Source organism: Virgibacillus doumboii, from assembly GCF_902806455.1.
Lineage (GTDB): Bacteria > Bacillota > Bacilli > Bacillales > Amphibacillaceae > Lentibacillus > Lentibacillus doumboii.
On the sequence record NZ_CADCWQ010000002.1, the window covers coordinates 213,219 to 239,720 of the forward strand.

Genomic DNA, 26,502 nt, shown 5'->3' on the forward strand with positions numbered 1-26,502 from the left:
CAACTTCATAACAGATAACTTTTCGTTGGAGGGTAAGTGAGCATATCGCCATTTACACAAAGAAAAAACTTAAAAAGCTATTGACATTATGTTGTGAAGATGGTATATTAATAAAGTCGCCATTTTGAGAGGCGGCAACGAAATTTGCTCTTTGAAAACTGAACAAAACAACCAAACAGATGTCAGAGGTAAGAGGTCGGAAGTCAGATTACAGTAATCTGAATGAAGGCTTCGACCCTCGAATCAATTTTTAAAGCTAAGACAATGATATGGTTGACGGTGTCAATCATATACAAACTTTTTTGGAGAGTTTGATCTTGGCTCAGGACGAACGCTGGCGGCGTGCCTAATACATGCAAGTCGAGCGCGTGAAGCAGGCAATCACCCTTCGGGGTGAGCGCTTGTGGAACGAGCGGCGGACGGGTGAGTAACACGTGGGCAACCTGCCTGTAAGATTGGGATAACCCCGGGAAACCGGGGCTAATACCGGATAACACTTTTTCTCGCATGAGTTGAAGTTGAAAGGCGGCTTTTAGCTGTCACTTACAGATGGGCCCGCGGCGCATTAGCTAGTTGGTAAGGTAAAAGCTTACCAAGGCGACGATGCGTAGCCGACCTGAGAGGGTGATCGGCCACACTGGGACTGAGACACGGCCCAGACTCCTACGGGAGGCAGCAGTAGGGAATCATCCGCAATGGACGAAAGTCTGACGGTGCAACGCCGCGTGAGTGATGAAGGTTTTCGGATCGTAAAACTCTGTTGTCAGGGAAGAACAAGTACAAGAGTAACTGCTTGTACCTTGACGGTACCTGACCAGAAAGCCCCGGCTAACTACGTGCCAGCAGCCGCGGTAATACGTAGGGGGCAAGCGTTGTCCGGAATTATTGGGCGTAAAGCGCGCGCAGGCGGTCTTTTAAGTCTGATGTGAAATCTTGCGGCTTAACCGCAAGCGGTCATTGGAAACTGGAGGGCTTGAGTGCAGAAGAGGAGAGTGGAATTCCACGTGTAGCGGTGAAATGCGTAGAGATGTGGAGGAACACCAGTGGCGAAGGCGACTCTCTGGTCTGTAACTGACGCTGAGGCGCGAAAGCGTGGGGAGCGAACAGGATTAGATACCCTGGTAGTCCACGCCGTAAACGTTGAGTGCTAGGTGTTAGGGGGTTTCCGCCCCTTAGTGCTGAAGTTAACGCATTAAGCACTCCGCCTGGGGAGTACGGCCGCAAGGCTGAAACTCAAAAGAATTGACGGGGGCCCGCACAAGCGGTGGAGCATGTGGTTTAATTCGAAGCAACGCGAAGAACCTTACCAGGTCTTGACATCCTCTGACAGCTCTAGAGATAGAGTGTTCCCTTCGGGGACAGAGTGACAGGTGGTGCATGGTTGTCGTCAGCTCGTGTCGTGAGATGTTGGGTTAAGTCCCGCAACGAGCGCAACCCTTGATCTTAGTTGCCAGCATTCAGTTGGGCACTCTAAGGTGACTGCCGGTGACAAACCGGAGGAAGGTGGGGATGACGTCAAATCATCATGCCCCTTATGACCTGGGCTACACACGTGCTACAATGGATGGAACAAAGGGCAGCGAAGCCGCGAGGTGAAGCAAATCCCATAAAACCATTCTCAGTTCGGACTGCAGGCTGCAACTCGCCTGCATGAAGCCGGAATCGCTAGTAATCGCGGATCAGCATGCCGCGGTGAATACGTTCCCGGGCCTTGTACACACCGCCCGTCACACCACGAGAGTTGGCAACACCCGAAGTCGGTGAGGTAACCTTTTGGAGCCAGCCGCCGAAGGTGGGGCCAATGATTGGGGTGAAGTCGTAACAAGGTAGCCGTATCGGAAGGTGCGGCTGGATCACCTCCTTTCTAAGGATAATTAGATGGAACGCTGGGCAGGACTTCTTACGAAGTCCCCCCGGTAAGGGCATATGTGGTTGTTTGGTTCAGTTTTGAGGGAGTAAATCTCTCTTTTTGTACCTTGAAAACTAAATAAGAGTAATCAACGACATCAATTAAAAGCAAGGCTAATTTATTAGTAACGCTTATTCATTGTAAGATAGTTAAGTGAAGAAGGGCGCACGGTGAATGCCTTGGCACTAGGAGCCGAAGAAGGACGGGACTAACACCGATATGCCCCGGGGAGTCGTAAGTAGACTTCGATCCGGGGATTTCCGAATGGGGGAACCCGCTGTTCGTAATGGAGCAGTACTTGTGTCTGAATACATAGGGCACAAGAGGCATACCCGGGGAACTGAAACATCTCAGTACCCGGAGGAAGAGAAAGCAAACGCGATTTCCCAAGTAGCGGCGAGCGAAACGGAAACAGCCCAAACCAGAAAGCTTGCTTTCTGGGGTTGTAGGACACTCCATTGGAGTTACCAAGAAATACGTTAGATGAATCGACCTGGAATGGTCAGCCGAAGAAGGTAAGAGCCCTGTAGTTGAAAGCGTGTTTCCTCCGGAGTGGATCCTGAGTACGGCGGAACACGAGGAATTCCGTCGGAATCCGGGAGGACCATCTCCCAAGGCTAAATACTCCCTAGTGACCGATAGTGAACCAGTACCGTGAGGGAAAGGTGAAAAGCACCCCGGGAGGGGAGTGAAAGAGAACCTGAAACCGTGTGCCTACAAGTAGTCGAAGCCCGTTAATGGGTGACGGCGTACCTTTTGTAGAATGGACCGGCGAGTTACGATCGTATGCAAGGTTAAGTGGCAGACACGGAGCCGCAGCGAAAGCGAGTCTGAACAGGGCGAAATAGTATACGGTCGCAGACCCGAAACCGTGTGATCTACCCATGTCCAGGGTGAAGGTCAGGTAACACTGACTGGAGGCCCGAACCCACGTATGTTGAAAAATGCGGGGATGAGGTGTGGGTAGGGGTGAAATGCCAATCGAACACGGAGATAGCTGGTTCTCTCCGAAATAGCTTTAGGGCTAGCCTCAAGGTAGGCGTACTGGAGGTAGAGCACTGATTGGATGAGGGGCCCTCACCGGGTTACCAAATTCAGTCAAACTCCGAATGCCAGCTACGTATCCTTGGGAGTCAGACTATGGGTGATAAGGTTCATAGTCGAAAGGGAAACAGCCCAGACCGCCAGCTAAGGTCCCAAAGTATACGTTAAGTGGAAAAGGATGTGGAGTTGCCCAGACAACCAGGATGTTGGCTTAGAAGCAGCCATCATTTAAAGAGTGCGTAATAGCTCACTGGTCGAGTGACTCTGCGCCGAAAATGTACCGGGGCTAAACGTATCACCGAAGCTGCGGATTGTTCTTCGAACAATGGTAGGAGAGCGTTCCAGGTGCTGTGAAGTCAGACTGTGAGGACTGGTGGAGCGTCTGGAAGTGAGAATGCCGGTATGAGTAGCGAAAAAAGAGTGAGAATCTCTTTCACCGAAAGCCTAAGGTTTCCTGAGGAAGGCTCGTCCTCTCAGGGTTAGTCGGGACCTAAGCCGAGGCCGAAAGGCGTAGGCGATGGACAACAGGCAGATATTCCTGTACCACCTCATGAGCGTTTGAATGATGGGGGGACGCAGTAGGATAAGGAAAGCGCACCGATGGATGTGTGCGTCCAAGCAGTGAGGGAGTTGGATAGGTAAATCCGTCCAACAATTCCAAGCTGTGACGGGGAGGGAAATATAGTACCGAAGTTCCGGATTTCACACTGCCAAGAAAAGCCTCTAGTGAGTTCATAGGTGCCCGTACCGCAAACCGACACAGGTAGGCGAGGAGAGAATCCTAAGGTGAGCGGGAGAACTCTCGTTAAGGAACTCGGCAAAATGACCCCGTAACTTCGGGAGAAGGGGTGCTCCTTTAAGGAGGAGCCGCAGTGAATAGGCCCAAGCGACTGTTTAGCAAAAACACAGGTCTCTGCGAAGCCGAAAGGCGAAGTATAGGGGCTGACACCTGCCCGGTGCTGGAAGGTTAAGGGGAAGCGTTAGGCCTTCGGCCGAAGCGTAGAACCGAAGCCCCAGTAAACGGCGGCCGTAACTATAACGGTCCTAAGGTAGCGAAATTCCTTGTCGGGTAAGTTCCGACCCGCACGAAAGGTGCAACGACTTGGGCACTGTCTCAACGAGAGACCCGGTGAAATTATACGATGTGTGAAGATGCACATTACCCGCGACAGGACGGAAAGACCCCGTGGAGCTTTACTGTAGCCTGATATTGAATGTTGGTACAGCTTGTACAGGATAGGTGGGAGCCATCGAAACCGGAGCGCCAGCTTCGGTGGAGGCACCCGTGGGATACCACCCTGGCTGTACGGACATTCTAACCCAGGGCCGTGATCCGGTCCGGAGACAGTGTCAGGCGGGCAGTTTGACTGGGGCGGTCGCCTCCCAAAAGGTAACGGAGGCGCCCAAAGGTTCCCTCAGAATGGTTGGAAATCATTCGCAGAGTGTAAAGGCAGAAGGGAGCTTGACTGCGAGACCTACAAGTCGAGCAGGGACGAAAGTCGGGCTTAGTGATCCGGTGGTTCCGCATGGAAGGGCCATCGCTCAACGGATAAAAGCTACCCCGGGGATAACAGGCTTATCTCCCCCAAGAGTTCACATCGACGGGGAGGTTTGGCACCTCGATGTCGGCTCATCGCATCCTGGGGCTGTAGTCGGTCCCAAGGGTTGGGCTGTTCGCCCATTAAAGCGGTACGCGAGCTGGGTTCAGAACGTCGTGAGACAGTTCGGTCCCTATCCGTCGTGGGCGCTGGAAGTTTGAGAGGAGCTGTCCTTAGTACGAGAGGACCGGGATGGACACACCGCTGGTGTACCAGTTGTTCCGCCAGGAGCATAGCTGGGTAGCTACGTGTGGCAAGGATAAGTGCTGAAAGCATCTAAGCATGAAGCCCCCCTCAAGATGAGACTTCCCATCACTTCGAGTGAGTAAGATCCCTCAGAGACGATGAGGTAGATAGGTCCGAGGTGGAAGCGTGGTGACACGTGGAGCTGACGGATACTAATCGATCGAGGACTTAACTAAAAAAGTATGGATGGCGTTGATATAAAGCTCTTATTTAGTTTTCAGGGTACAAAAATTAAAAAATCCCTTGCATTTTTTAACGGAAATGCATATAATATATCTTGTCTTTCAAATTAAGAATATGTCTGGTAGCAATAGCGGAGAGGACACACCTGTTTCCATGCCGAACACAGCAGTTAAGCTCTCCAGCGCCGATGGTAGTTGGGGCTTTGCCCCTGCAAGAGTAGGACGCCGCCAGGCAACACATGTGTGGGAGGATTAGCTCAGCTGGGAGAGCACTTGCCTTACAAGCAAGGGGTCGCAGGTTCGAGCCCTGCATCCTCCATCGTTTGCCGGTCTAGCTCAACTGGTAGAGCAACTGACTTGTAATCAGTAGGTTGGGGGTTCAAGTCCTCTGGCCGGCACCATTATTTTAATTATATATGTGTGTGTAAATAAAGTAGTACGAGCCATTAGCTCAGCTGGCAGAGCATCTGACTTTTAATCAGAGGGTCGGAGGTTCGAATCCTCCATGGCTCACCACCTTTTTGCGGGTGTGGCGGAATTGGCAGACGCGCTAGACTTAGGATCTAGTGTCTTCGACGTGGGGGTTCGACTCCCTCCACCCGCATCATTTTAAGTTAATATAGTGCCAGGCGGAAGTAGTTCAGTGGTAGAACACCACCTTGCCAAGGTGGGGGTCGCGGGTTCGAATCCCGTCTTCCGCTCCAAAATACCAAGCCAAAACAAAGCCGGGGTGGCGGAATTGGCAGACGCACAGGACTTAAAATCCTGCGGTAGGTTACTACCGTGCCGGTTCGAGTCCGGCCCTCGGCACCATATGCGCCCGTAGCTCAATTGGATAGAGCGTCTGACTACGGATCAGAAGGTTAGGGGTTCGACTCCTCTCGGGCGCGCCATTTTACGGGAAGTAGCTCAGCTTGGTAGAGCACATGGTTTGGGACCATGGGGTCGCAGGTTCGAATCCTGTCTTCCCGACCATCTATTCGGGGCCTTAGCTCAGCTGGGAGAGCGCCTGCCTTGCACGCAGGAGGTCAGCGGTTCGATCCCGCTAGGCTCCACCATTATCAATTTATTTGCTCTTTGAAAACTGAACAAAACAACCAAACAGATGTCAGAGGTAAGAGGTCGGAAGTCAGATTACAGTAATCTGAATGAAGGCTTCGACCCTCGAATCAATTTTTAAAGCTAAGACAATGATATGGTTGACGGTGTCAATCATATACAAACTTTTTTGGAGAGTTTGATCTTGGCTCAGGACGAACGCTGGCGGCGTGCCTAATACATGCAAGTCGAGCGCGGGAAGCAGGCAATCACCCTTCGGGGTGAGCGCCTGTGGAACGAGCGGCGGACGGGTGAGTAACACGTGGGCAACCTGCCTGTAAGATTGGGATAACCCCGGGAAACCGGGGCTAATACCGGATAACACTTTTTCTCGCATGAGTTGAAGTTGAAAGGCGGCTTTTAGCTGTCACTTACAGATGGGCCCGCGGCGCATTAGCTAGTTGGTAAGGTAAAAGCTTACCAAGGCGACGATGCGTAGCCGACCTGAGAGGGTGATCGGCCACACTGGGACTGAGACACGGCCCAGACTCCTACGGGAGGCAGCAGTAGGGAATCATCCGCAATGGACGAAAGTCTGACGGTGCAACGCCGCGTGAGTGATGAAGGTTTTCGGATCGTAAAACTCTGTTGTCAGGGAAGAACAAGTACAAGAGTAACTGCTTGTACCTTGACGGTACCTGACCAGAAAGCCCCGGCTAACTACGTGCCAGCAGCCGCGGTAATACGTAGGGGGCAAGCGTTGTCCGGAATTATTGGGCGTAAAGCGCGCGCAGGCGGTCTTTTAAGTCTGATGTGAAATCTTGCGGCTTAACCGCAAGCGGTCATTGGAAACTGGAGGGCTTGAGTGCAGAAGAGGAGAGTGGAATTCCACGTGTAGCGGTGAAATGCGTAGAGATGTGGAGGAACACCAGTGGCGAAGGCGACTCTCTGGTCTGTAACTGACGCTGAGGCGCGAAAGCGTGGGGAGCGAACAGGATTAGATACCCTGGTAGTCCACGCCGTAAACGTTGAGTGCTAGGTGTTAGGGGGTTTCCGCCCCTTAGTGCTGAAGTTAACGCATTAAGCACTCCGCCTGGGGAGTACGGCCGCAAGGCTGAAACTCAAAAGAATTGACGGGGGCCCGCACAAGCGGTGGAGCATGTGGTTTAATTCGAAGCAACGCGAAGAACCTTACCAGGTCTTGACATCCTCTGACAGCTCTAGAGATAGAGTGTTCCCTTCGGGGACAGAGTGACAGGTGGTGCATGGTTGTCGTCAGCTCGTGTCGTGAGATGTTGGGTTAAGTCCCGCAACGAGCGCAACCCTTGATCTTAGTTGCCAGCATTCAGTTGGGCACTCTAAGGTGACTGCCGGTGACAAACCGGAGGAAGGTGGGGATGACGTCAAATCATCATGCCCCTTATGACCTGGGCTACACACGTGCTACAATGGATGGAACAAAGGGCAGCGAAGCCGCGAGGTGAAGCAAATCCCATAAAACCATTCTCAGTTCGGACTGCAGGCTGCAACTCGCCTGCATGAAGCCGGAATCGCTAGTAATCGCGGATCAGCATGCCGCGGTGAATACGTTCCCGGGCCTTGTACACACCGCCCGTCACACCACGAGAGTTGGCAACACCCGAAGTCGGTGAGGTAACCTTTTGGAGCCAGCCGCCGAAGGTGGGGCCAATGATTGGGGTGAAGTCGTAACAAGGTAGCCGTATCGGAAGGTGCGGCTGGATCACCTCCTTTCTAAGGATAATTAGATGGAACGCTGGGCAGGACTTCTTACGAAGTCCCCCCGGTAAGGGCATATGTGGTTGTTTGGTTCAGTTTTGAGGGAGTAAATCTCTCTTTTTGTACCTTGAAAACTAAATAAGAGTAATCAACGACATCAATTAAAAGCAAGGCTAATTTATTAGTAACGCTTATTCATTGTAAGATAGTTAAGTGAAGAAGGGCGCACGGTGAATGCCTTGGCACTAGGAGCCGAAGAAGGACGGGACTAACACCGATATGCCCCGGGGAGTCGTAAGTAGACTTCGATCCGGGGATTTCCGAATGGGGGAACCCGCTGTTCGTAATGGAGCAGTACTTGTGTCTGAATACATAGGGCACAAGAGGCATACCCGGGGAACTGAAACATCTCAGTACCCGGAGGAAGAGAAAGCAAACGCGATTTCCCAAGTAGCGGCGAGCGAAACGGAAACAGCCCAAACCAGAAAGCTTGCTTTCTGGGGTTGTAGGACACTCCATTGGAGTTACCAAGAAATACGTTAGATGAATCGACCTGGAATGGTCAGCCGAAGAAGGTAAGAGCCCTGTAGTTGAAAGCGTGTTTCCTCCGGAGTGGATCCTGAGTACGGCGGAACACGAGGAATTCCGTCGGAATCCGGGAGGACCATCTCCCAAGGCTAAATACTCCCTAGTGACCGATAGTGAACCAGTACCGTGAGGGAAAGGTGAAAAGCACCCCGGGAGGGGAGTGAAAGAGAACCTGAAACCGTGTGCCTACAAGTAGTCGAAGCCCGTTAATGGGTGACGGCGTACCTTTTGTAGAATGGACCGGCGAGTTACGATCGTATGCAAGGTTAAGTGGCAGACACGGAGCCGCAGCGAAAGCGAGTCTGAACAGGGCGAAATAGTATACGGTCGCAGACCCGAAACCGTGTGATCTACCCATGTCCAGGGTGAAGGTCAGGTAACACTGACTGGAGGCCCGAACCCACGTATGTTGAAAAATGCGGGGATGAGGTGTGGGTAGGGGTGAAATGCCAATCGAACACGGAGATAGCTGGTTCTCTCCGAAATAGCTTTAGGGCTAGCCTCAAGGTAGGCGTACTGGAGGTAGAGCACTGATTGGATGAGGGGCCCTCACCGGGTTACCAAATTCAGTCAAACTCCGAATGCCAGCTACGTATCCTTGGGAGTCAGACTATGGGTGATAAGGTTCATAGTCGAAAGGGAAACAGCCCAGACCGCCAGCTAAGGTCCCAAAGTATACGTTAAGTGGAAAAGGATGTGGAGTTGCCCAGACAACCAGGATGTTGGCTTAGAAGCAGCCATCATTTAAAGAGTGCGTAATAGCTCACTGGTCGAGTGACTCTGCGCCGAAAATGTACCGGGGCTAAACGTATCACCGAAGCTGCGGATTGTTCTTCGAACAATGGTAGGAGAGCGTTCCAGGTGCTGTGAAGTCAGACTGTGAGGACTGGTGGAGCGTCTGGAAGTGAGAATGCCGGTATGAGTAGCGAAAAAAGAGTGAGAATCTCTTTCACCGAAAGCCTAAGGTTTCCTGAGGAAGGCTCGTCCTCTCAGGGTTAGTCGGGACCTAAGCCGAGGCCGAAAGGCGTAGGCGATGGACAACAGGCAGATATTCCTGTACCACCTCATGAGCGTTTGAATGATGGGGGGACGCAGTAGGATAAGGAAAGCGCACCGATGGATGTGTGCGTCCAAGCAGTGAGGGAGTTGGATAGGTAAATCCGTCCAACAATTCCAAGCTGTGACGGGGAGGGAAATATAGTACCGAAGTTCCGGATTTCACACTGCCAAGAAAAGCCTCTAGTGAGTTCATAGGTGCCCGTACCGCAAACCGACACAGGTAGGCGAGGAGAGAATCCTAAGGTGAGCGGGAGAACTCTCGTTAAGGAACTCGGCAAAATGACCCCGTAACTTCGGGAGAAGGGGTGCTCCTTTAAGGAGGAGCCGCAGTGAATAGGCCCAAGCGACTGTTTAGCAAAAACACAGGTCTCTGCGAAGCCGAAAGGCGAAGTATAGGGGCTGACACCTGCCCGGTGCTGGAAGGTTAAGGGGAAGCGTTAGGCCTTCGGCCGAAGCGTAGAACCGAAGCCCCAGTAAACGGCGGCCGTAACTATAACGGTCCTAAGGTAGCGAAATTCCTTGTCGGGTAAGTTCCGACCCGCACGAAAGGTGCAACGACTTGGGCACTGTCTCAACGAGAGACCCGGTGAAATTATACGATGTGTGAAGATGCACATTACCCGCGACAGGACGGAAAGACCCCGTGGAGCTTTACTGTAGCCTGATATTGAATGTTGGTACAGCTTGTACAGGATAGGTGGGAGCCATCGAAACCGGAGCGCCAGCTTCGGTGGAGGCACCCGTGGGATACCACCCTGGCTGTACGGACATTCTAACCCAGGGCCGTGATCCGGTCCGGAGACAGTGTCAGGCGGGCAGTTTGACTGGGGCGGTCGCCTCCCAAAAGGTAACGGAGGCGCCCAAAGGTTCCCTCAGAATGGTTGGAAATCATTCGCAGAGTGTAAAGGCAGAAGGGAGCTTGACTGCGAGACCTACAAGTCGAGCAGGGACGAAAGTCGGGCTTAGTGATCCGGTGGTTCCGCATGGAAGGGCCATCGCTCAACGGATAAAAGCTACCCCGGGGATAACAGGCTTATCTCCCCCAAGAGTTCACATCGACGGGGAGGTTTGGCACCTCGATGTCGGCTCATCGCATCCTGGGGCTGTAGTCGGTCCCAAGGGTTGGGCTGTTCGCCCATTAAAGCGGTACGCGAGCTGGGTTCAGAACGTCGTGAGACAGTTCGGTCCCTATCCGTCGTGGGCGCTGGAAGTTTGAGAGGAGCTGTCCTTAGTACGAGAGGACCGGGATGGACACACCGCTGGTGTACCAGTTGTTCCGCCAGGAGCATAGCTGGGTAGCTACGTGTGGCAAGGATAAGTGCTGAAAGCATCTAAGCATGAAGCCCCCCTCAAGATGAGACTTCCCATCACTTCGAGTGAGTAAGATCCCTCAGAGACGATGAGGTAGATAGGTCCGAGGTGGAAGCGTGGTGACACGTGGAGCTGACGGATACTAATCGATCGAGGACTTAACTAAAAAAGTATGGATGGCGTTGATATAAAGCTCTTATTTAGTTTTCAGGGTACAAAAATTAAAAAATCCCTTGCATTTTTTAACGGAAATGCATATAATATATCTTGTCTTTCAAATTAAGAATATGTCTGGTAGCAATAGCGGAGAGGACACACCTGTTTCCATGCCGAACACAGCAGTTAAGCTCTCCAGCGCCGATGGTAGTTGGGGCTTTGCCCCTGCAAGAGTAGGACGCCGCCAGGCAACAAGATGAAGCTAAGATACAAAAACTGTATCTTAGCTTTTTTGTATATACGAAATTAATGGGATTTATTCACTAGCATTTTTTCAACCCCTATTTTAATATTATGGTATACAATCTTTTTTTTGAAAATATAAACATTTGATTCTGCTGATAATCTGAAAAAAGGATTACCTATAGAAACCATCGGAGATTTGTGATGGTGTAGCCATATTCTGTTCAAGGATGATTCAGCCTCCACTTATTCCGGGTTATGGCCCTGCCAAAATTGAAGTGGAGGTTTTATCATCTGCAGATATTAAACGATATATAGGAGTGATGAGGAGGAAGTAAATGGTTGAATATATGAATCAATTTATTGGGGAGAATTTTTTAGTAATAATGGCACGGGTTTTAATTGCCTTAATACTATCAGGACTAATCGGATTTGAACGCGAGTTAAAAAATCATTCAGCGGGATTCCGTACGCATATTTTAGTCGGTGTTGGTTCCTGTTTAATGATGCTATTATCTTTATATGGTTTTGAGGCATTAATTGACCAATATGATAACATTCGCTTTGACCCGGCCCGTATACCTTCATATGTTATCAGTGGTATAGGTTTTCTTGGTGCCGGAACTATTATTGTCAATGGAATGACAATTCGCGGGTTAACTACTGCAGCTTCCATATGGACAGTAGCAGGATTGGGGCTTGTTGTAGGGGTAGGGATGTACGCCGCTGCTATATTTACTACATTAATTATTCTGTTAAGTCTGGTTTTCTTAAATAACTTTGAAAAATTATTTAAAAAGAGCCGGTCATCTATTCTGATTGAAATAGTAGCATTTCCCGGGTTAAAAATTAATAATATAGTCTCCGTATTTGAATCATATAATTTGTCTATTAAGCAAGTGGAAATTGAACGTGTTGAGGACGATTTGCGAAATATATTTATTAAAATCGATCGAGATTCTGAATTGGACCGGATGTCTCTTTTTACGGAAATATCAAGAATAGATCAGGTCAAAAATATTATCGAAAGAAAGTAGAACTGGGAATGTTGTTGAAGCTTTAAGATAATTACATCGATGCAAAATAAATTCTGCATGAATGCAGGTGAGAGATTATGGGAGATGCAAATGAAAAACTTAATCCTATAGATGCAGCTAAGAAGTTTGTAGTTGCGTATTTTCCGGAAAGTCCGGGTGCATTATTAGCCGGAAGTGTCGTTCGTGGTGAAGCTACTAATACCTCTGACCTGGATATTGTTGTATTTGATACGAACAAGCCATCTTCATACAGGGAATCTTTAATAAAGTATCAATGGGCGATAGAAGTTTTTGTGCACAACCTTACTTCATATAAACATTTTTTCGAAAGCGATATTGAACGTGCGCAACCCTCATGGACAATGGACAGGAACCTCGAAATGGGTGGTTCGTGCATTAAAAGAGTATGATGAAAAATTTACTGAGTATTTTTTTGCTGCGTTTGATGACTTTTATAAAAAGGGTAATAAGAAAGAAGTGATAAGATTAATTGAATCGATTATCGAACAGTATGGTGGACGATTATTTGCTGGCTTTTCGTCAGGTAAGAAATAGCTTTACAAATAAAGAGTTTTAGCACTGCATATATTGGTTTTACGTTTATTTACCTTTAATTTGTCTAAAATAAAGATAGGTCTTAAGGTTTGCATCTCTGTTAATTTGACGTATAATAAACGTATAGTCAAAGTTAGTCAAAGTCAAAGCCAGACGAAGAACAAGGAAAGACATAAAAGGGTAGCTCATAGGATGAAGAGGAGGAGGGTATATGAGTAACATCTCAGATATTATCGAACAGCATTTGAAACAAATTCTGGAGGCTGCCAGGCAGGATGCGATTGAAATTAAACGGAGTGAGATTGCTGATCAGTTCCAGTGTGTACCATCGCAAATAAATTATGTGATTAACACCCGGTTTACTGTGGAAAAAGGATATATAGTTGAAAGTAAACGCGGTGGCGGCGGATACATTCGAATTATCCGGATCAAGCATCAGGATAAAGCGGAACTGATTGATGATATCATTGAATTGATAAATCCGACAGTAACGCAGCAGTCTGCAGTAGATGTACTCGAAAGACTGATTGAAGAAGACCTTGTTACGGAACGTGAAGCAAAGATAATGCTGAGTGCAATTGACCGGAATATACTTGCGTTTAAATTACCTTTGCGTGATGAAGTTCGTGCACGGGTACTGACTTCAATGCTGACGACGTTGAAATATTTAACAAAATAGCAAAGGAGGAGAGGACGGATGGAATGTCAGGAGTGCCATGAACGACCAGCCACTCTTCACTTTACCCAAGTTATTAATGGGAATAAAATGGAAGTTCACGTGTGTGAAGTATGTGCAAAGGAAAAGGGGTACATGACATATCCTGAGGAAGGGTATGCGCTTCACAACTTATTATCCGGACTATTTAATTTTGATACCTCATCTGTGGAAAGCAAAAAAGGAACTTCCTATCAAACAAAAGAATTGCAATGCCCACAATGTGAAATGACATTCTCGGAATTTAAACGGGTTGGAAAATTTGGCTGTGCCGAATGCTATGATACCTTTTCAGACCGTCTTGATCCAATTTTCCGTCGTGTCCACAGCGGGAATACGAAACATCATGGAAAAATACCTACCCGTAAAGGCGGGGATTTGCATACGAAAAAACAGGTGGAATCCTATAAGGCTGAATTACAGCAATTAATTGAGGATGAAGCTTTTGAGGAAGCGGCAACAATACGAGATAAGATTAAGGAACTGGAAAGGCAAATGCGAGGTGATCGTACATGACCCTACAGCAATTTATGAACGAAGCAATCAGTCCGTGGATGCGTGAAGATGGGCCTGATAGTGATATTGTTTTAAGCAGCCGGATTCGCCTGGCTCGTAACTTTTCCCAATATTCGTATCCGATTTTGGCTAATGACTCGGATCTTCAAAGCATCAGTGATTTTATCCAAAATGAATATGAGCATAAATCTTTTCAGAACTATGAGGATTTCCAGTTCATTCCTATACGTAACTTAACACAAGTTGAAAAGCGTGTTCTGGTTGAGAAGCATTTGATCAGTCCCCATTTGGCAGAGCATGACAACACTTCTGCAACGCTTATCTCAAAAAATGAGCAAGTGTCGGTTATGATTAATGAAGAGGATCATATCCGGGTGCAGCTTTATTTTCCGGGATTTCAAATAAAAAAAGCACTTGAAAAAGCGTTTGAATTTGATGATTGGCTGGAAGAAAAGATCAACTATGCATTTGATGAAACGCGCGGCTACTTAACGAGTTGTCCGACAAACGTTGGAACAGGGATGCGTGCTTCTGTTATGATGCACCTTCCTGCACTTGCGATGACCCAGCAAATCAACCGTATGGTTCCGGCTATTAATCAATTAGGGCTCGTAGTTCGGGGAATTTATGGTGAAGGCAGTGAAGCATTAGGCAATATTTTTCAGATTTCCAACCAGATTACTTTGGGAAAATCAGAAGAGGATATTGTGGAGGACTTGCAAAGTGTTGTCCGGCAGTTAGTCGAGCACGAACGCAAAGCCAGAAAACGAATCTTGGAGCAGTCAGAAACAAGACTGGAAGACAGAATTTATCGTTCTTATGGTGTGTTGGAGTACAGTCGTATTATCGAATCAAAAGAGGCAGCAAAATGTTTGTCAAATGTACGTTTGGGAATAGACCTGGGGATTGTTGAAAATGTATCACGAAATATACTTAATGAATTAATGGTCCTGACCCAACCAGGCTTCCTGCAGCAATACGCCAAAAAAACACTAACGCCTAATGAACGCGATGTTCTTCGGGCAACACTTATTCGAGAGCGGATGCAATTAGAGAAATAGGTAGGAGGAAAATATATGATGTTTGGACGTTTTACAGAAAGAGCACAAAAAGTACTTGCTTTGTCCCAGGAGGAAGCAGTACGACTGGGGCATAATAATATTGGTACCGAACATGTATTATTGGGACTTGTGCGTGAAGGGGATGGAATTGCTGCCAAGGCACTTCAATCCCTCGGTTTAGAAGTGCCAAAAATACAGGAAGAAGTTGAAAAACTGATTGGTGTAGGGAAGCAGCCGATGCAAACCATTCATTATACCCCTCGTGCCAAAAAGGTAGTGGAACTCTCACAGGATGAAGCACGCAAGCTTGGCCATTCCTACGTTGGAACAGAGCATATTCTCTTAGGCTTAATTCGTGAAGGAGAGGGTGTCGCAGCACGTGTACTGAATAATCTCGGCGTCAGCTTAAATAAAGCCCGTCAGCAAGTTCTTCAACTTCTGGGAAGTAATGAATCACAGGCAGGGCGACAAGGCCGTGGTGCGCAATCATCAAATGCCAACACACCAACATTGGATTCCTTGGCACGGGATTTAACAGAGAGTGCCAAAGAGGGGAATATTGACCCTGTTATTGGCCGGAGCAAAGAAATTGAACGTGTTATCCAAGTGTTAAGCCGCCGTACCAAAAATAACCCCGTATTAATTGGTGAACCGGGTGTTGGTAAAACAGCTGTTGCTGAAGGATTGGCTCAGCAGATTGTCAATAATGAGATTCCTGAGACATTACGTGATAAACGGGTAATGACCCTGGATATGGGTACAGTTGTCGCTGGCACCAAATACCGTGGTGAATTTGAGGATCGATTAAAAAAGGTAATGGAAGAAATACGCCAGGCGACGAATATAATTCTTTTCATCGATGAATTACACACATTGATTGGTGCTGGTGGAGCAGAAGGTGCTATCGATGCCTCCAACATCCTGAAACCTGCGTTGTCACGTGGGGAATTGCAATGTATTGGTGCAACGACGATGGATGAGTACCGTAAATATATTGAGAAAGATGCGGCATTGGAGCGCAGATTCCAGCCAATCCAGGTTGATGAGCCAACATTGGAAGAGACAGTTCAAATTTTAAAAGGACTGCGTGATCGTTATGAGGCACACCATCGTGTCACCATTACGGACGAAGCGATTGAAGCAGCTGGAAATCTGTCAGACCGTTATATTACAGACCGGTTTTTACCGGATAAAGCAATTGACTTAATTGATGAAGCAGGATCCAAAGTGCGTTTGAGCTCCTATACCGTTCCGCCAAACCTGAAGGAACTGGAGCAGAAGCTGGAAGAAGTACGTAAAGAGAAAGATTCTGCTGTTCAAAGCCAGGAGTTTGAAAAAGCAGCATCATTACGTGATTCAGAGCAGCGTTTACGTGAAGAACTGGAAGAAACCAAAGAACAATGGAAAGAAAAGCAAGGTCAGGAAACTTCCGAAGTCGGAGTGGAAGACATTGCGAATGTAGTTTCCGTTTGGACTGGTGTCCCGGTTTCACAATTAACAAAAGAAGAAAGCGAACGGCTTCTGAATATGGAGGAAACACTGCATAACCGTGTTATCGGCCAGGAAGAAGCAGTTGACGCTGTTTCAAAGGCTATTCGCCGGGCACGTGCCGGCTTAAAAGATCCGAAGCGACCAATTGGTTCGTTTATTTTCCTTGGCCCAACAGGGGTTGGGAAGACAGAGCTTGCCCGCGCGTTGGCGGAAACAATGTTTGCTGATGAAGAGGCGATGATCCGTATTGACATGTCCGAATACATGGAGAAACATTCCACGTCCCGCCTTGTTGGTTCGCCTCCTGGATATGTAGGATATGATGAAGGTGGACAGCTGACCGAGAAGGTGCGAAGAAAACCATACTCTGTTGTACTTTTGGATGAAGTGGAAAAAGCACACCCGGAAGTATTCAATATTCTACTGCAGGTACTTGAAGATGGGCGCTTAACAGATTCCAAAGGTCGTGTAGTTGATTTCCGTAATACCGTTCTCATCATGACATCCAACGTTGGTGCAAACGAATTGAAACGTAATAAATATGTTGGGTTTAATCTTGGTGATGAAAACCTGGACTACAATAACATGAAGACAAAAGTAACCGAAGAATTGAAAAAAGCATTCAGACCCGAGTTTTTAAACCGAATCGATGAGACAATTGTTTTCCATTCATTAGAGCGAAAACATATGAAAGATATTGTCACACTAATGATTAAACAACTGCAGCGCCGACTGAAAGATCAGGAAATTGAATTTACACTAACTGACAAAGCGGTTGAAAAGATTGCCAATGAAGGTTTTGACCCGGAATACGGCGCACGTCCGCTGCGCAGGTCCATCCAGAAAAATATTGAGGATTTATTGTCAGAGGAATTGTTGAAAGAAACAATTGCCAAAGGTCAAAAAGTGAAAATCGGCTTAAATAATAAAGGAGAATTTATTGTATTGCCATAAGCATGGTAATTTTACAGAATAAATTAGTCTGGAAAAGCTGGAAGGGGTCCCCTTCCAGCTTTTTGGATAGGGCAGTTTTATTGTTATTGATTTCCACTGTGGTTGATATATATTGCGAACTAAATCCAATTAATAAGGTTTTTTGATCACCGCAGCTGGAATATACTCGCTTTCCTAAGGTCTTGTGCCGATCCCCTTCAGTTGGTACCTCACTTTCACGGTCTCGCCTAGCTTGAACTTCTGAACAGGAGTCTCACATATTCCAGCTGCTGGTTTACAGGGTTAAATCTATTCCGTTACTAAAAATTATTGATTTACCAAGATAAAGTGAACAAAACTCAGCGGAGGAAATACGCTGAGACTCCTGTGGGAGGAAAGGCCTAGGTGAGACCACTGAGTGCGCAAGCACGAAGGGGGCTCATCAGCCGCCCACGGAAAGCGAAGTGTATTTCCGCAGCGGTGGACTAACACTCATATAAAGTTACGTTGCAGTTTATGGAAATTACAAGCAGAACATCATTTTCGGAAATGACACAAAATGCGGTAATTTTTTCGAAAACAGCCTTGGAAAACATGGTAAAATGGTTTTGTGGCATAACTATGTAAATTTTATTATTCAATTGATAGAATTCTGTAACTTTCACGTTACGTATTTCGTATATAATAGTAGATATATTGGAAGGATTGGTAGAGTTGGCGAAGCGAAAAACGAAGTATGTTTGTCAGGAATGCGGTTATGAATCGGCAAAGTGGATGGGAAAATGTCCCGGCTGTAATAATTGGAACACGCTGGTAGAAGAAATAGAAGCATCAAGCATGAAATCCAGGCATACATTAGGTGTGGAGTCAAAATCAGCCAGTAAGCCTGAAAGTATTACTGCAATTGAAACACAGAAGGAACCTCGCATAACTACCACTATGAAGGAATTTAATCGTGTGCTTGGCGGGGGTATCGTTCCCGGATCACTTGTTTTAATCGGTGGTGACCCCGGAATTGGTAAATCAACATTACTTTTACAAATTTCATCCCAGCTGGCTGAAAAACAATTACCTGTCCTATATATATCCGGTGAGGAATCAACTCGCCAAACAAAACTTCGGGCAGACCGACTTGGAATCAAATCGGATCTGCTGTATGTATTATCAGAAACAAATTTACTTGATATTGCTAATCAAATTGAGCAGATTAAACCATCTTTTGTAGTAATTGATTCTATTCAGACGATTTATCGTGAGGAGGTAACAAGTGCACCTGGCAGTGTTTCCCAGGTTCGTGAAAGTACCGGTGAATTAATGAAAATCGCCAAAACAAACGGAATCCCAATTTTTATAGTTGGACACGTAACCAAAGAGGGAGCAATAGCAGGGCCGCGAATGCTTGAGCATATGGTGGATGCAGTGCTTTATTTTGAAGGTGAACGGCATCATACATATCGTATTTTGCGCGGAGTTAAGAATCGTTTTGGCAGTACACATGAGATGGGTATTTTTGAGATGAAGGAAGAAGGACTGCGGGAGGTCATGAATCCTTCAGAAATCTTCCTGGAGGAGCGATCACAGGGAGCGGCTGGATCAACAGTTGTCGCTTCGATGGAAGGAACCAGGCCTGTACTGGTTGAAATTCAGGCGTTAATTTCACCATCCAGCTTTGGGAACCCGAGGCGGATGGCAACCGGAATCGATACGAATCGTGTTCCGTTGCTTATGGCAGTACTCGAAAAACGTGTCGGGTTAATGCTGCAAAACCAGGATGCCTATATAAAAGTTGCTGGGGGAGTTAAGCTTGATGAACCGGCAATTGATTTAGCCATTGCTGTAAGTATTGCTTCAAGCTTCCGGGACCAGCCAACAAAGCCAGATGACATTTTTGTTGGGGAAGTAGGCCTGACCGGTGAAATAAGAAGGGTTTCCAGAATTGAACAGCGAGTCCAGGAAGCAGCTAAACTTGGATTTAAGCGGGTCATCTGTCCAAAGAATAATCTTGACGGTTGGACGGCACCTGAATCTATTCAGGTAATCGGTGTTAATTCCGTACAAGAGGCGATGGAAGCAGGGTTAGCCAGATAAATTCGAAATTTGTCGAAAAATTAGATTGACAGTTGATACTTGGTATGATAGAATTTTATGTTTATTAAATTGACTGTTATTTGTGGTTATGCTATTGTTTATGTATCTGTTATTTTTTTACACTTTCTCAAAAATCATTATTCTACGTTTTCCAACGGTTAATTTTTATAAATCAGGTAATAATAAAAGATAGGAGGTGACAGTGGTGCTGAAAAAAATTGTCCATTTACTTTTTATCATTAGTGGAGGTACCATTGGGTATTTATACGTACCGGATATTGTTAACTTGTTAGATTTTACCGATGCAAACTGGGTCTCATCCCCATATGCAGGCTTAATATTGGGAGCTATTATTTTATTTCTATTTTCTTATTGGCTTGCAGATTATATCGTCGGGTTTTTAAGGTGGATAGAAGATGCACTGATCAAAGTGCCGGTTGGCGACTTATTTTTTGGAAGTCTCGGGCTGATTCTTGGGCTGGTTGTAGCTTATTTGATTAATATTGCATTCAAGGATATTAATATTGCATTTGTCTCACAGGTAATTCCGTTAATCATTACAACTCTGCTAGGCTATTTTGGGTTTCAAGTCGGGTTTAGACGAAGAGAAGAGTTCGTGAACTTATTAAATATTAATAGAAAAGAACGCGAAAAACGAAGAGTTGCTGATGAAGAAACAGTCGAGCAGACTCAGAATCAACCAAGAGCAAAGATATTGGATACAAGTGTTATTATTGATGGACGTATTGCTGATATTTGCCAAACCAGCTTTTTGGAAGGAACGATTGTCATTCCGCAATTTGTTCTGGGTGAATTGCAGCATATCGCTGATTCTTCCGATGTGTTGAAACGTAACCGTGGTCGCCGGGGACTGGATGTACTGAATCGTATTCAGAAAGAACTGCCGGTAGACGTTGAAATTTACGAAGGTGACTTTGAAGAGATACAGGAAGTGGACAGCAAACTGATTAAACTGGCAAAAGTGATCAATGGAATCGTTGTGACAAATGATTTCAACCTGAATAAAGTATGTGATCTTCAAGGTGTACACGTGTTAAACATTAACGATCTGGCAAATGCTGTAAAACCAGTTGTCCTGCCGGGTGAAGAATTAATGGTACAGGTAATTAAAGATGGTAAAGAACAAAATCAGGGTATTGCATACTTGGATGACGGTACCATGATTGTTGTGGAAGAAGGCCATGATTACATTGGCAAAACAATCGAAGTACTTATTACAAGTGTTCTGCAGACGTCAGCCGGCCGAATGATTTTTGCCAAACCAAAATTACTTGAAAAAGCACTGTAAAAAAGGTATAACTTATAGAAGATGGAAAAAGTGATAACTTAGCATGTTATCACTTTTTGTTATACTAGAGGATGCTAGCCATACTGTTTTAACAAAAGGTTCTATTTGTAAATTTGTTGTTTTTACCTTGTAGTTGATATAAACTGCGAACCAGATTCAATCATTTAGTGATGCTCTCTGGCTACGCAGCTGGAATATACTGGTGCTCGTCGTGTTGTACGTATTTTCGGAGAAGCAGCACTCCTCGCAACTCGCAGTTTACTCGGTGGAAGCACAGCTTGTCGCTTTCCTAAGGTCTTGTGTCGAGCCCTCCTCAGCTCGTACCTCGCTTGTGGGGTTTCGGCTAGCTTGTTCTTCCCCCAGGAGTCTCGCTTATTCCAGCTGCTGGTATTATAGAATCTTACTTATATTTCATCACAGCATATCAAATAAAGTGAACAATAACCAGCGGAGGAAATACACGGAGACTCCTGGGGGAGGAAAGGCATCGGTGAGACTACGTAGTGCGCTAGCACGAAGTGGGCTCAACAGCCGCCCCCGGTGTATTTCCGCAGCGGTGTTATAGCACTCAATTATTCTTTTACAGTTACGCTGCATTTTATATCTTTTGTGTCAAATCAACAAGAATCTATACGAAATTGCTTAATAGAAAGGAGTACCACCATGACAAATCAGGTTCGTGTTCGTTATGCGCCAAGTCCAACAGGTAATTTGCATATTGGAAACGCGCGTACGGCATTATTTAATTACTTATATGCAAAACATTTTGATGGAAAATTTATTATACGTATCGAGGATACGGATGAAAAGCGAAATATTGAAGGCGGAGAAGAAAGCCAGCTGATGTATTTAAAATGGCTTGGTATTGAATGGGATGAAGGAGCTGACGTCGGCGGGGATTTTGGACCTTACCGTCAGATGGAGCGGCTTGACTTATATCAAAAATATGTAGATGAATTATTGGAAAAAGGGTTAGCTTATAAGTGCTACATGACGGAAGAAGAATTGGAAAAAGAACGTGAAGAGCAGCGTGCCAAGGGACAGGTTCCGAAGTATTCCGGTGCTCATCGTAATTTGACGGAAGAAGAAATTGCACAGTTTGAACAGGAAGGACGTAAACCAAGTATCCGGATGCGGGTTCCTGACAATGAAACGTATACGTTCAACGACATTGTAAGAGGTAACATAACGTTTGAATCCAGTGATTTCGGTGACTGGGTTATTGTGAAGAAAAACGGTACACCAACATACAATTTCGCTGTTGCGATCGATGACCATTTGATGAACATCACCCATGTCCTGCGTGGCGAGGAACATATTTCAAATACGCCGAAGCAAATGATGGTATATGATGCCTTTGGATGGGAAGCGCCGTATTTTGGTCATATGACGTTAATCCTCAATGAGGAGCGCAAGAAGTTAAGTAAGCGTGATGAGCATATTTTGCAGTTTATTGAGCAGTATCGTAATCTGGGCTACTTACCAGAGGCGTTGTTTAACTTTATCACGCTGCTTGGATGGTCACCTGTTGGCGAAGAAGAGATTTTCAGCCGTGACAAATTAATTGAGATTTTTGATCCGGACCGTCTATCAACATCAGCGGCTATTTTTGACCGCCATAAATTAAAGTGGATGAACAATGAGTATATAAAAGCATCTGACCTTGATCACGTTATTGACCTGGCAATGCCGCACCTGATTGAAGCAGGAAGATTGTCCGAGGATATGGATGAAACGACAAGGGAATGGGCAGAAAAAGTAATTGCCCTTTACCAGGAACAGCTTCGTTATGGAGCGGAAATTGTTGAATTAACCGAACTGTTTTTCCATGAGTCAATCAGCTATGATGAGGGCGCAATGGATATCCTGAAGGAGGAGCAGGTGCCTGAAGTCCTGCAGGTTTTCGCTGATAAATTGATCCATTTGGATGACTTTACAAAGGACTCTATCAAAGGTCAAATCAAAGCGACACAAAAAGAGACAGGTCACCGGGGAAAAAGGTTGTTCATGCCGATTCGTGTTGCAACAACCGGACAAGCACACGGTCCCGAGCTCCCGCTGGCAATCGAACTCCTTGGAAAAGATGTTGTTTTAAGCCGTCTGGATAAAGTTTTAAAACAATTAGGAGCTTAATTAGTTCACATTCGTAATTAAATATAATATAGTGTTAATACAATATTGTACGTATCAAAAACCGAGCGTTGATAAGGAGAAGTAAAAAACGAGTGACTTACCCAGAGAGAATCGTCACCGGCTGCGAGCGATTCTAAGTACCGTTTTTGAAATGCACCTTTGAGCCCGTTATGGAAGATAGTATATAACGGCGGTACTCTACCGTTACCAGAGCTTGAGTTGGGGGTAAGCTTACGCCCCAAACAGAGTGGAACCGCGCATAAGCGTCTCTGTGTATTACTGCACAGAGACGCTTATTTTTTGTAATAAGAAACGGATTTAAACATTCCAGAGAACAGAGGGGAGGCATTACCATCATGGGGTTTTTCAAACGGATAAAGGAAGATATGGATGTCGTATTTGAACAGGATCCTGCAGCACGAACTTATTTTGAAGTATGCTTAACATATTCAGGCCTGCATGCCATCTGGTCGCATCGCATTGCTCATCTTCTCTTCAATAGGCGATTGTTTTTTATCGCCCGTGTCATCTCACAGGTAAGCAGGTTTTTTACCGGGATAGAAATCCATCCCGGAGCAAAAATAGGCAGGAAATTTTTTATCGACCATGGCATGGGAGTAGTCATTGGTGAGACTTGTGAAATCGGTGATAATGTTACTATTTTTCAAGGAGTCACACTGGGAGGAACCGGTAAAGAAAAAGGGAAACGTCACCCTACAGTAAAAAACAATGCAATGATTTCTACAGGTGCCAAAGTACTTGGTAACATAACAATTGGAGAAAGTTCAAAAGTTGGCGGCGGGTCAGTCGTATTAAAAGATGTCCCGGATCACTCAACTGTTGTAGGAGTTCCGGGCCGGGTTGTAAAACAAAACGGTGAAAAGGTCCGCAAAAACCTGGATCATCATAAATTGCCTGACCCTGTAGCAGACCGTTGTGACCGCCTGCAAAAAGAAATTGACTTATTAAATGAGGAATTAGCCAAATTGAAGGAAGTGAAAGATAATGTCAATAACGATCTATAATACATTAACCCGGCAAAAAGAAGCGTTTAAGCCGCTTGAAGAAGGTAAAGTGAGTATGTATGTTTGCGGCCCGACTGTATACAATTATATTCATATCGGGAACGCCCGGCCTGCCATCGTATTTGATACAGTACGCAGGTATCTGGAGTACAAAGGATTTCAGGTGGATTACGTATTAAATTTTACCGATGTCGACGATAAAATCATTAAAGCAGCCAATGAATTGAATGAAGAAGTATCAGATGTAGCAAATCGCTTTATTGATGCTTACCTGGAGGATGTAGGTGCATTGGGTGTAAAAAAGGCAACCTATAATCCCCGTGTAACGGAAACGATGGATGACATCATAACGTTTATTTCAACGTTAATTGAAAAAGGGCATGCATATGAGGTTGATGGGGATGTATATTTTAAACCGCGTTCCTTTGAAGGATACGGGAAATTATCTCATCAATCGATTGATGAACTGCGCTCAGGTGCACGAATTCAGGTTGGCGAGAAAAAAGAGGATCCACTTGATTTTGCATTATGGAAAAAAGCAAAGGACTCAGAAATTGCCTGGAACTCACCATGGGGTCAAGGGCGGCCGGGCTGGCATATCGAATGCTCGGCGATGGTAAAGAAATATCTTGGTGAAACCATTGATATTCATGCAGGCGGACAGGATCTGACGTTTCCGCATCATGAAAATGAAATTGCCCAATCGGAAGCAATGACAGGGAAATCCTTTGCGAAATATTGGATGCATAATGGGTACATTAATATTGATAATGAAAAAATGTCCAAATCCCTCGGAAACTTTGTATTAACAAGGGATGTCATCAAACAGCATGATCCGAAAGTGGTTCGCTTCTTTATGCTGAGTGTTCATTACCATAATCCGATCAATTTTACTGAAGAATTATTGGAAGGTGCTAAAAATAGTCTGGAACGGATTCAAAATGCGTTCTTTAATTTGGAGCATCGCAAGCAAACGAGTATGAATATGGATGAAGCTGAGGATCATTGGTTTGAGAAAGTAAACCAGTTTAACAAACAATTTGAAGATGCGATGGATGATGACTTCAACACAGCAAATGGGATTTCAGTTCTATTCGACATAACAAAAGAAGCCAACCTTTACTTGCAGGAAAAACACACCTCCACAAAAGTAATCGAAGCGTTTCAGACGGCAATTACATCATTAATGGAAGTGTTCGGAGTTCAGATAGAACAGGAAGAGGAACTGCTTGATGAAGAAATTGACGCATTATTGCAGGAACGAGTGGAAGCAAGAAAAAATCGTGATTTTAATCGGGCTGATGAAATCCGTGACAGCTTAAAAGAACAAGGTATCATTTTGGAGGATACACCTCAGGGAACCCGGTGGAAACGAGCGAGCAATGAATATTGACGTAAAACAGATGAAAAGCCTGGCACTTGCCTACATGGGTGATGCTGTTTACGAAGTCCATGTGAGAGAGTATTTACTGCAAAGCGGAAAAGTGAAACCGAATCAATTACATCGGAGTGCAGTTCGTTTTGTATCAGCAAAACGACAGGCTGCTGTTGTATTATATTGGCTTGAGTCCAAGTATCTTACTGAAGAAGAGGAGCGGATTGTGTTCCGGGGCAGGAATGCCAAATCCGGCACAATCCCCAAAAACACAGATGTGCAAACGTATCGTTATAGCACAGCTTTTGAGGCATTGATTGGTTATCATTATTTGCAGAAAGATACAGACAGGCTGAACGAACTGATATCTTACGCAATTCAATTCAGTGAAGGGAGGAAAGGGTGACGATGGACCAGGAAATTATTATTGGCAAAAATCCAGTAATTGAAGCATTAAAGTCAGGTAGATCGGTGAACAAGGTATTAGTGACGGAGCAACTGAATAAGCAATCATTCGGAAAGTTGCAGAACCTTAGTAAAAAAGCGGGCACAATACTTCAAAAGGTTCCGAAACATAAGCTGGATCAACTAGCGAATGGAAATCATCAGGGTGTCTTAGCTTATGTTGCTCCCTACCAATATGCAACACTGGAGGATTTGTTTCAAAAGGCAGAATCCAAAAACGAGGAAGCTTTTTTCATTATTTTGGACGAGCTTGAAGATCCGCATAATCTCGGTTCTATTTTACGGACGGCAGATGCAACCGGTGCTCATGGTATTATCATTCCAAAGCGTCGATCAGTTGGTCTTACAGCAACTGTTGCAAAAACCGCAGCAGGTGCACTGGAACATATTCCGGTTGCCCGGGTTACCAATATTGCAAACACGATTGATGAACTGAAGGACCGTAACGTATGGGTTGTTGGGACAGAAGCAGACGGCACCGAGGACTACCGCGCACTTGATGGCGCACTGCCGATTGCCGTTGTGATAGGGAATGAAGGAAAAGGTATGAGCAGGCTCGTTAAAGAAAAATGCGACTGGACCATTAGTCTTCCTATGACGGGACATGTTTCCTCCCTGAATGCTTCTGTTGCATGCAGCTTACTGTTGTATGAGGTATATCGAAAAAGGTTTCCACTTGGTGAATAGT

12 protein-coding genes, 9 tRNA genes, 6 rRNA genes, 1 pseudogene and 1 other annotated feature are annotated in these 26,502 nt (G+C 45.8%); all 28 genes and pseudogenes read left to right on the forward strand.

Going from position 1 to position 26,502, the window contains the following annotated elements:
• The first annotated feature begins 299 nt into the window (after positions 1 to 299).
• A 16S ribosomal RNA gene (locus G6R02_RS17305) occupies positions 300 to 1,864 on the forward strand.
• Between the two features lie 192 nt (positions 1,865 to 2,056).
• Positions 2,057 to 4,973: ribosomal RNA gene (locus G6R02_RS17310) — 23S ribosomal RNA — on the forward strand.
• Positions 4,974 to 5,097: 124 nt separating this feature from the next.
• Positions 5,098 to 5,213, forward strand: a 5S ribosomal RNA gene (rrf, locus tag G6R02_RS17315).
• Positions 5,214 to 5,225: 12 nt separating this feature from the next.
• Positions 5,226 to 5,298: transfer RNA gene (locus G6R02_RS17320), tRNA-Val, on the forward strand.
• A gap of 6 nt (positions 5,299 to 5,304) precedes the next feature.
• Positions 5,305 to 5,380 (forward strand) — tRNA-Thr (locus G6R02_RS17325).
• A gap of 39 nt (positions 5,381 to 5,419) precedes the next feature.
• A tRNA-Lys gene (locus G6R02_RS17330) sits at positions 5,420 to 5,495 on the forward strand.
• Between the two features lie 7 nt (positions 5,496 to 5,502).
• A tRNA-Leu gene (locus G6R02_RS17335) sits at positions 5,503 to 5,583 on the forward strand.
• Positions 5,584 to 5,608: 25 nt separating this feature from the next.
• Positions 5,609 to 5,683 (forward strand) — tRNA-Gly (locus G6R02_RS17340).
• 20 nt (positions 5,684 to 5,703) lie between these two features.
• Positions 5,704 to 5,792: transfer RNA gene (locus G6R02_RS17345), tRNA-Leu, on the forward strand.
• Between the two features lie 3 nt (positions 5,793 to 5,795).
• Positions 5,796 to 5,872, forward strand: a tRNA-Arg gene (locus G6R02_RS17350).
• A gap of 5 nt (positions 5,873 to 5,877) precedes the next feature.
• A tRNA-Pro gene (locus tag G6R02_RS17355) sits at positions 5,878 to 5,954 on the forward strand.
• Positions 5,955 to 5,961: 7 nt separating this feature from the next.
• Positions 5,962 to 6,037, forward strand: a tRNA-Ala gene (locus G6R02_RS17360).
• A gap of 167 nt (positions 6,038 to 6,204) precedes the next feature.
• Positions 6,205 to 7,769: ribosomal RNA gene (locus tag G6R02_RS17365) — 16S ribosomal RNA — on the forward strand.
• A gap of 192 nt (positions 7,770 to 7,961) precedes the next feature.
• A 23S ribosomal RNA gene (locus G6R02_RS17370) occupies positions 7,962 to 10,878 on the forward strand.
• 124 nt (positions 10,879 to 11,002) lie between these two features.
• A 5S ribosomal RNA gene (gene rrf / locus G6R02_RS17375) occupies positions 11,003 to 11,118 on the forward strand.
• Together the 16S, 23S and 5S rRNA genes with 9 tRNA genes alongside form the textbook arrangement of a ribosomal RNA operon.
• A 331-nt stretch (positions 11,119 to 11,449) precedes the next feature.
• On the forward strand, positions 11,450 to 12,148 hold the full coding sequence (locus G6R02_RS17380) for an MgtC/SapB family protein (RefSeq protein ID WP_164670648.1): 699 nt from the start codon (positions 11,450 to 11,452) through the stop codon (positions 12,146 to 12,148).
• 77 nt (positions 12,149 to 12,225) lie between these two features.
• Positions 12,226 to 12,703 (forward strand): annotated as a pseudogene (locus G6R02_RS17385) (nucleotidyltransferase domain-containing protein).
• 211 nt (positions 12,704 to 12,914) lie between these two features.
• On the forward strand, positions 12,915 to 13,382 hold the full coding sequence (locus tag G6R02_RS17390; protein ID WP_164670649.1) for a CtsR family transcriptional regulator: 468 nt from the start codon (positions 12,915 to 12,917) through the stop codon (positions 13,380 to 13,382).
• Positions 13,383 to 13,400: 18 nt separating this feature from the next.
• Positions 13,401 to 13,934, forward strand: a complete 534-nt coding sequence (gene mcsA / locus G6R02_RS17395) for a protein-arginine kinase activator protein McsA (protein WP_164670650.1) — start codon at positions 13,401 to 13,403, stop codon at positions 13,932 to 13,934.
• Positions 13,931 to 14,995 carry a protein-arginine kinase McsB gene (gene mcsB, locus G6R02_RS17400; RefSeq protein WP_164670651.1) on the forward strand — a complete coding sequence of 355 codons (1,065 nt, stop codon included), beginning with the start codon at positions 13,931 to 13,933 and terminating at the stop codon, positions 14,993 to 14,995. Before mcsA ends, mcsB begins: the two co-directional genes overlap by 4 nt.
• 15 nt (positions 14,996 to 15,010) lie before the next feature.
• Positions 15,011 to 17,440 carry an ATP-dependent protease ATP-binding subunit ClpC gene (clpC, locus tag G6R02_RS17405; protein WP_164670652.1) on the forward strand — a complete coding sequence of 810 codons (2,430 nt, stop codon included), beginning with the start codon at positions 15,011 to 15,013 and terminating at the stop codon, positions 17,438 to 17,440.
• A gap of 693 nt (positions 17,441 to 18,133) precedes the next feature.
• Entirely contained in the window at positions 18,134 to 19,507 is a 1,374-nt protein-coding gene (radA, locus tag G6R02_RS17410; RefSeq protein WP_164670653.1) for a DNA repair protein RadA, read from the forward strand.
• A 205-nt stretch (positions 19,508 to 19,712) separates the two neighbouring features.
• Positions 19,713 to 20,816: a PIN/TRAM domain-containing protein gene (locus G6R02_RS17415; RefSeq protein WP_164670654.1), complete on the forward strand. Its 1,104-nt coding sequence runs from the start codon at positions 19,713 to 19,715 to the stop codon at positions 20,814 to 20,816.
• Positions 20,817 to 21,479: 663 nt separating this feature from the next.
• Positions 21,480 to 22,949, forward strand: coding sequence for a glutamate--tRNA ligase (gene gltX / locus G6R02_RS17420; protein ID WP_164670655.1), 1,470 nt, complete (start codon positions 21,480 to 21,482; stop codon positions 22,947 to 22,949).
• Between the two features lie 59 nt (positions 22,950 to 23,008).
• Positions 23,009 to 23,223, forward strand: a binding site (T-box leader).
• Positions 23,224 to 23,305: 82 nt separating this feature from the next.
• Positions 23,306 to 23,974 (forward strand): serine O-acetyltransferase, encoded by a 669-nt coding sequence (cysE, locus tag G6R02_RS17425; RefSeq protein WP_164670656.1) that lies wholly within the window; start codon positions 23,306 to 23,308, stop codon positions 23,972 to 23,974.
• Positions 23,955 to 25,367 (forward strand): cysteine--tRNA ligase, encoded by a 1,413-nt coding sequence (gene cysS, locus G6R02_RS17430; RefSeq protein WP_164670657.1) that lies wholly within the window; start codon positions 23,955 to 23,957, stop codon positions 25,365 to 25,367. Before cysE ends, cysS begins: the two co-directional genes overlap by 20 nt.
• The gene (locus tag G6R02_RS17435) at positions 25,357 to 25,755 is read left to right on the forward strand and encodes a Mini-ribonuclease 3 (protein ID WP_164670658.1); all 399 of its coding nucleotides are present in this window, start codon (positions 25,357 to 25,359) and stop codon (positions 25,753 to 25,755) included. Before cysS ends, G6R02_RS17435 begins: the two co-directional genes overlap by 11 nt.
• A gap of 2 nt (positions 25,756 to 25,757) precedes the next feature.
• Positions 25,758 to 26,501 (forward strand): 23S rRNA (guanosine(2251)-2'-O)-methyltransferase RlmB, encoded by a 744-nt coding sequence (gene rlmB, locus G6R02_RS17440; RefSeq protein WP_164670659.1) that lies wholly within the window; start codon positions 25,758 to 25,760, stop codon positions 26,499 to 26,501.
• The last annotated feature ends 1 nt before the right edge of the window (position 26,502 follow it).

What these genes read in the sequence shown, in the direction of transcription:
- G6R02_RS17380 (WP_164670648.1), top strand. Translation starts at nt 11,450, where the DNA reads ATGGTTGAATATATGAATCAATTTATTGGGGAGAATTTTTTAGTAATA.
- G6R02_RS17390 (WP_164670649.1), top strand. Translation starts at nt 12,915, where the DNA reads ATGAGTAACATCTCAGATATTATCGAACAGCATTTGAAACAAATTCTG.
- mcsA (WP_164670650.1), top strand. Translation starts at nt 13,401, where the DNA reads ATGGAATGTCAGGAGTGCCATGAACGACCAGCCACTCTTCACTTTACC.
- mcsB (WP_164670651.1), top strand. Translation starts at nt 13,931, where the DNA reads ATGACCCTACAGCAATTTATGAACGAAGCAATCAGTCCGTGGATGCGT.
- clpC (WP_164670652.1), top strand. Translation starts at nt 15,011, where the DNA reads ATGATGTTTGGACGTTTTACAGAAAGAGCACAAAAAGTACTTGCTTTG.
- gltX (WP_164670655.1), top strand. Translation starts at nt 21,480, where the DNA reads ATGACAAATCAGGTTCGTGTTCGTTATGCGCCAAGTCCAACAGGTAAT.
- cysE (WP_164670656.1), top strand. Translation starts at nt 23,306, where the DNA reads ATGGGGTTTTTCAAACGGATAAAGGAAGATATGGATGTCGTATTTGAA.
- cysS (WP_164670657.1), top strand. Translation starts at nt 23,955, where the DNA reads ATGTCAATAACGATCTATAATACATTAACCCGGCAAAAAGAAGCGTTT.
- G6R02_RS17435 (WP_164670658.1), top strand. Translation starts at nt 25,357, where the DNA reads ATGAATATTGACGTAAAACAGATGAAAAGCCTGGCACTTGCCTACATG.
- rlmB (WP_164670659.1), top strand. Translation starts at nt 25,758, where the DNA reads ATGGACCAGGAAATTATTATTGGCAAAAATCCAGTAATTGAAGCATTA.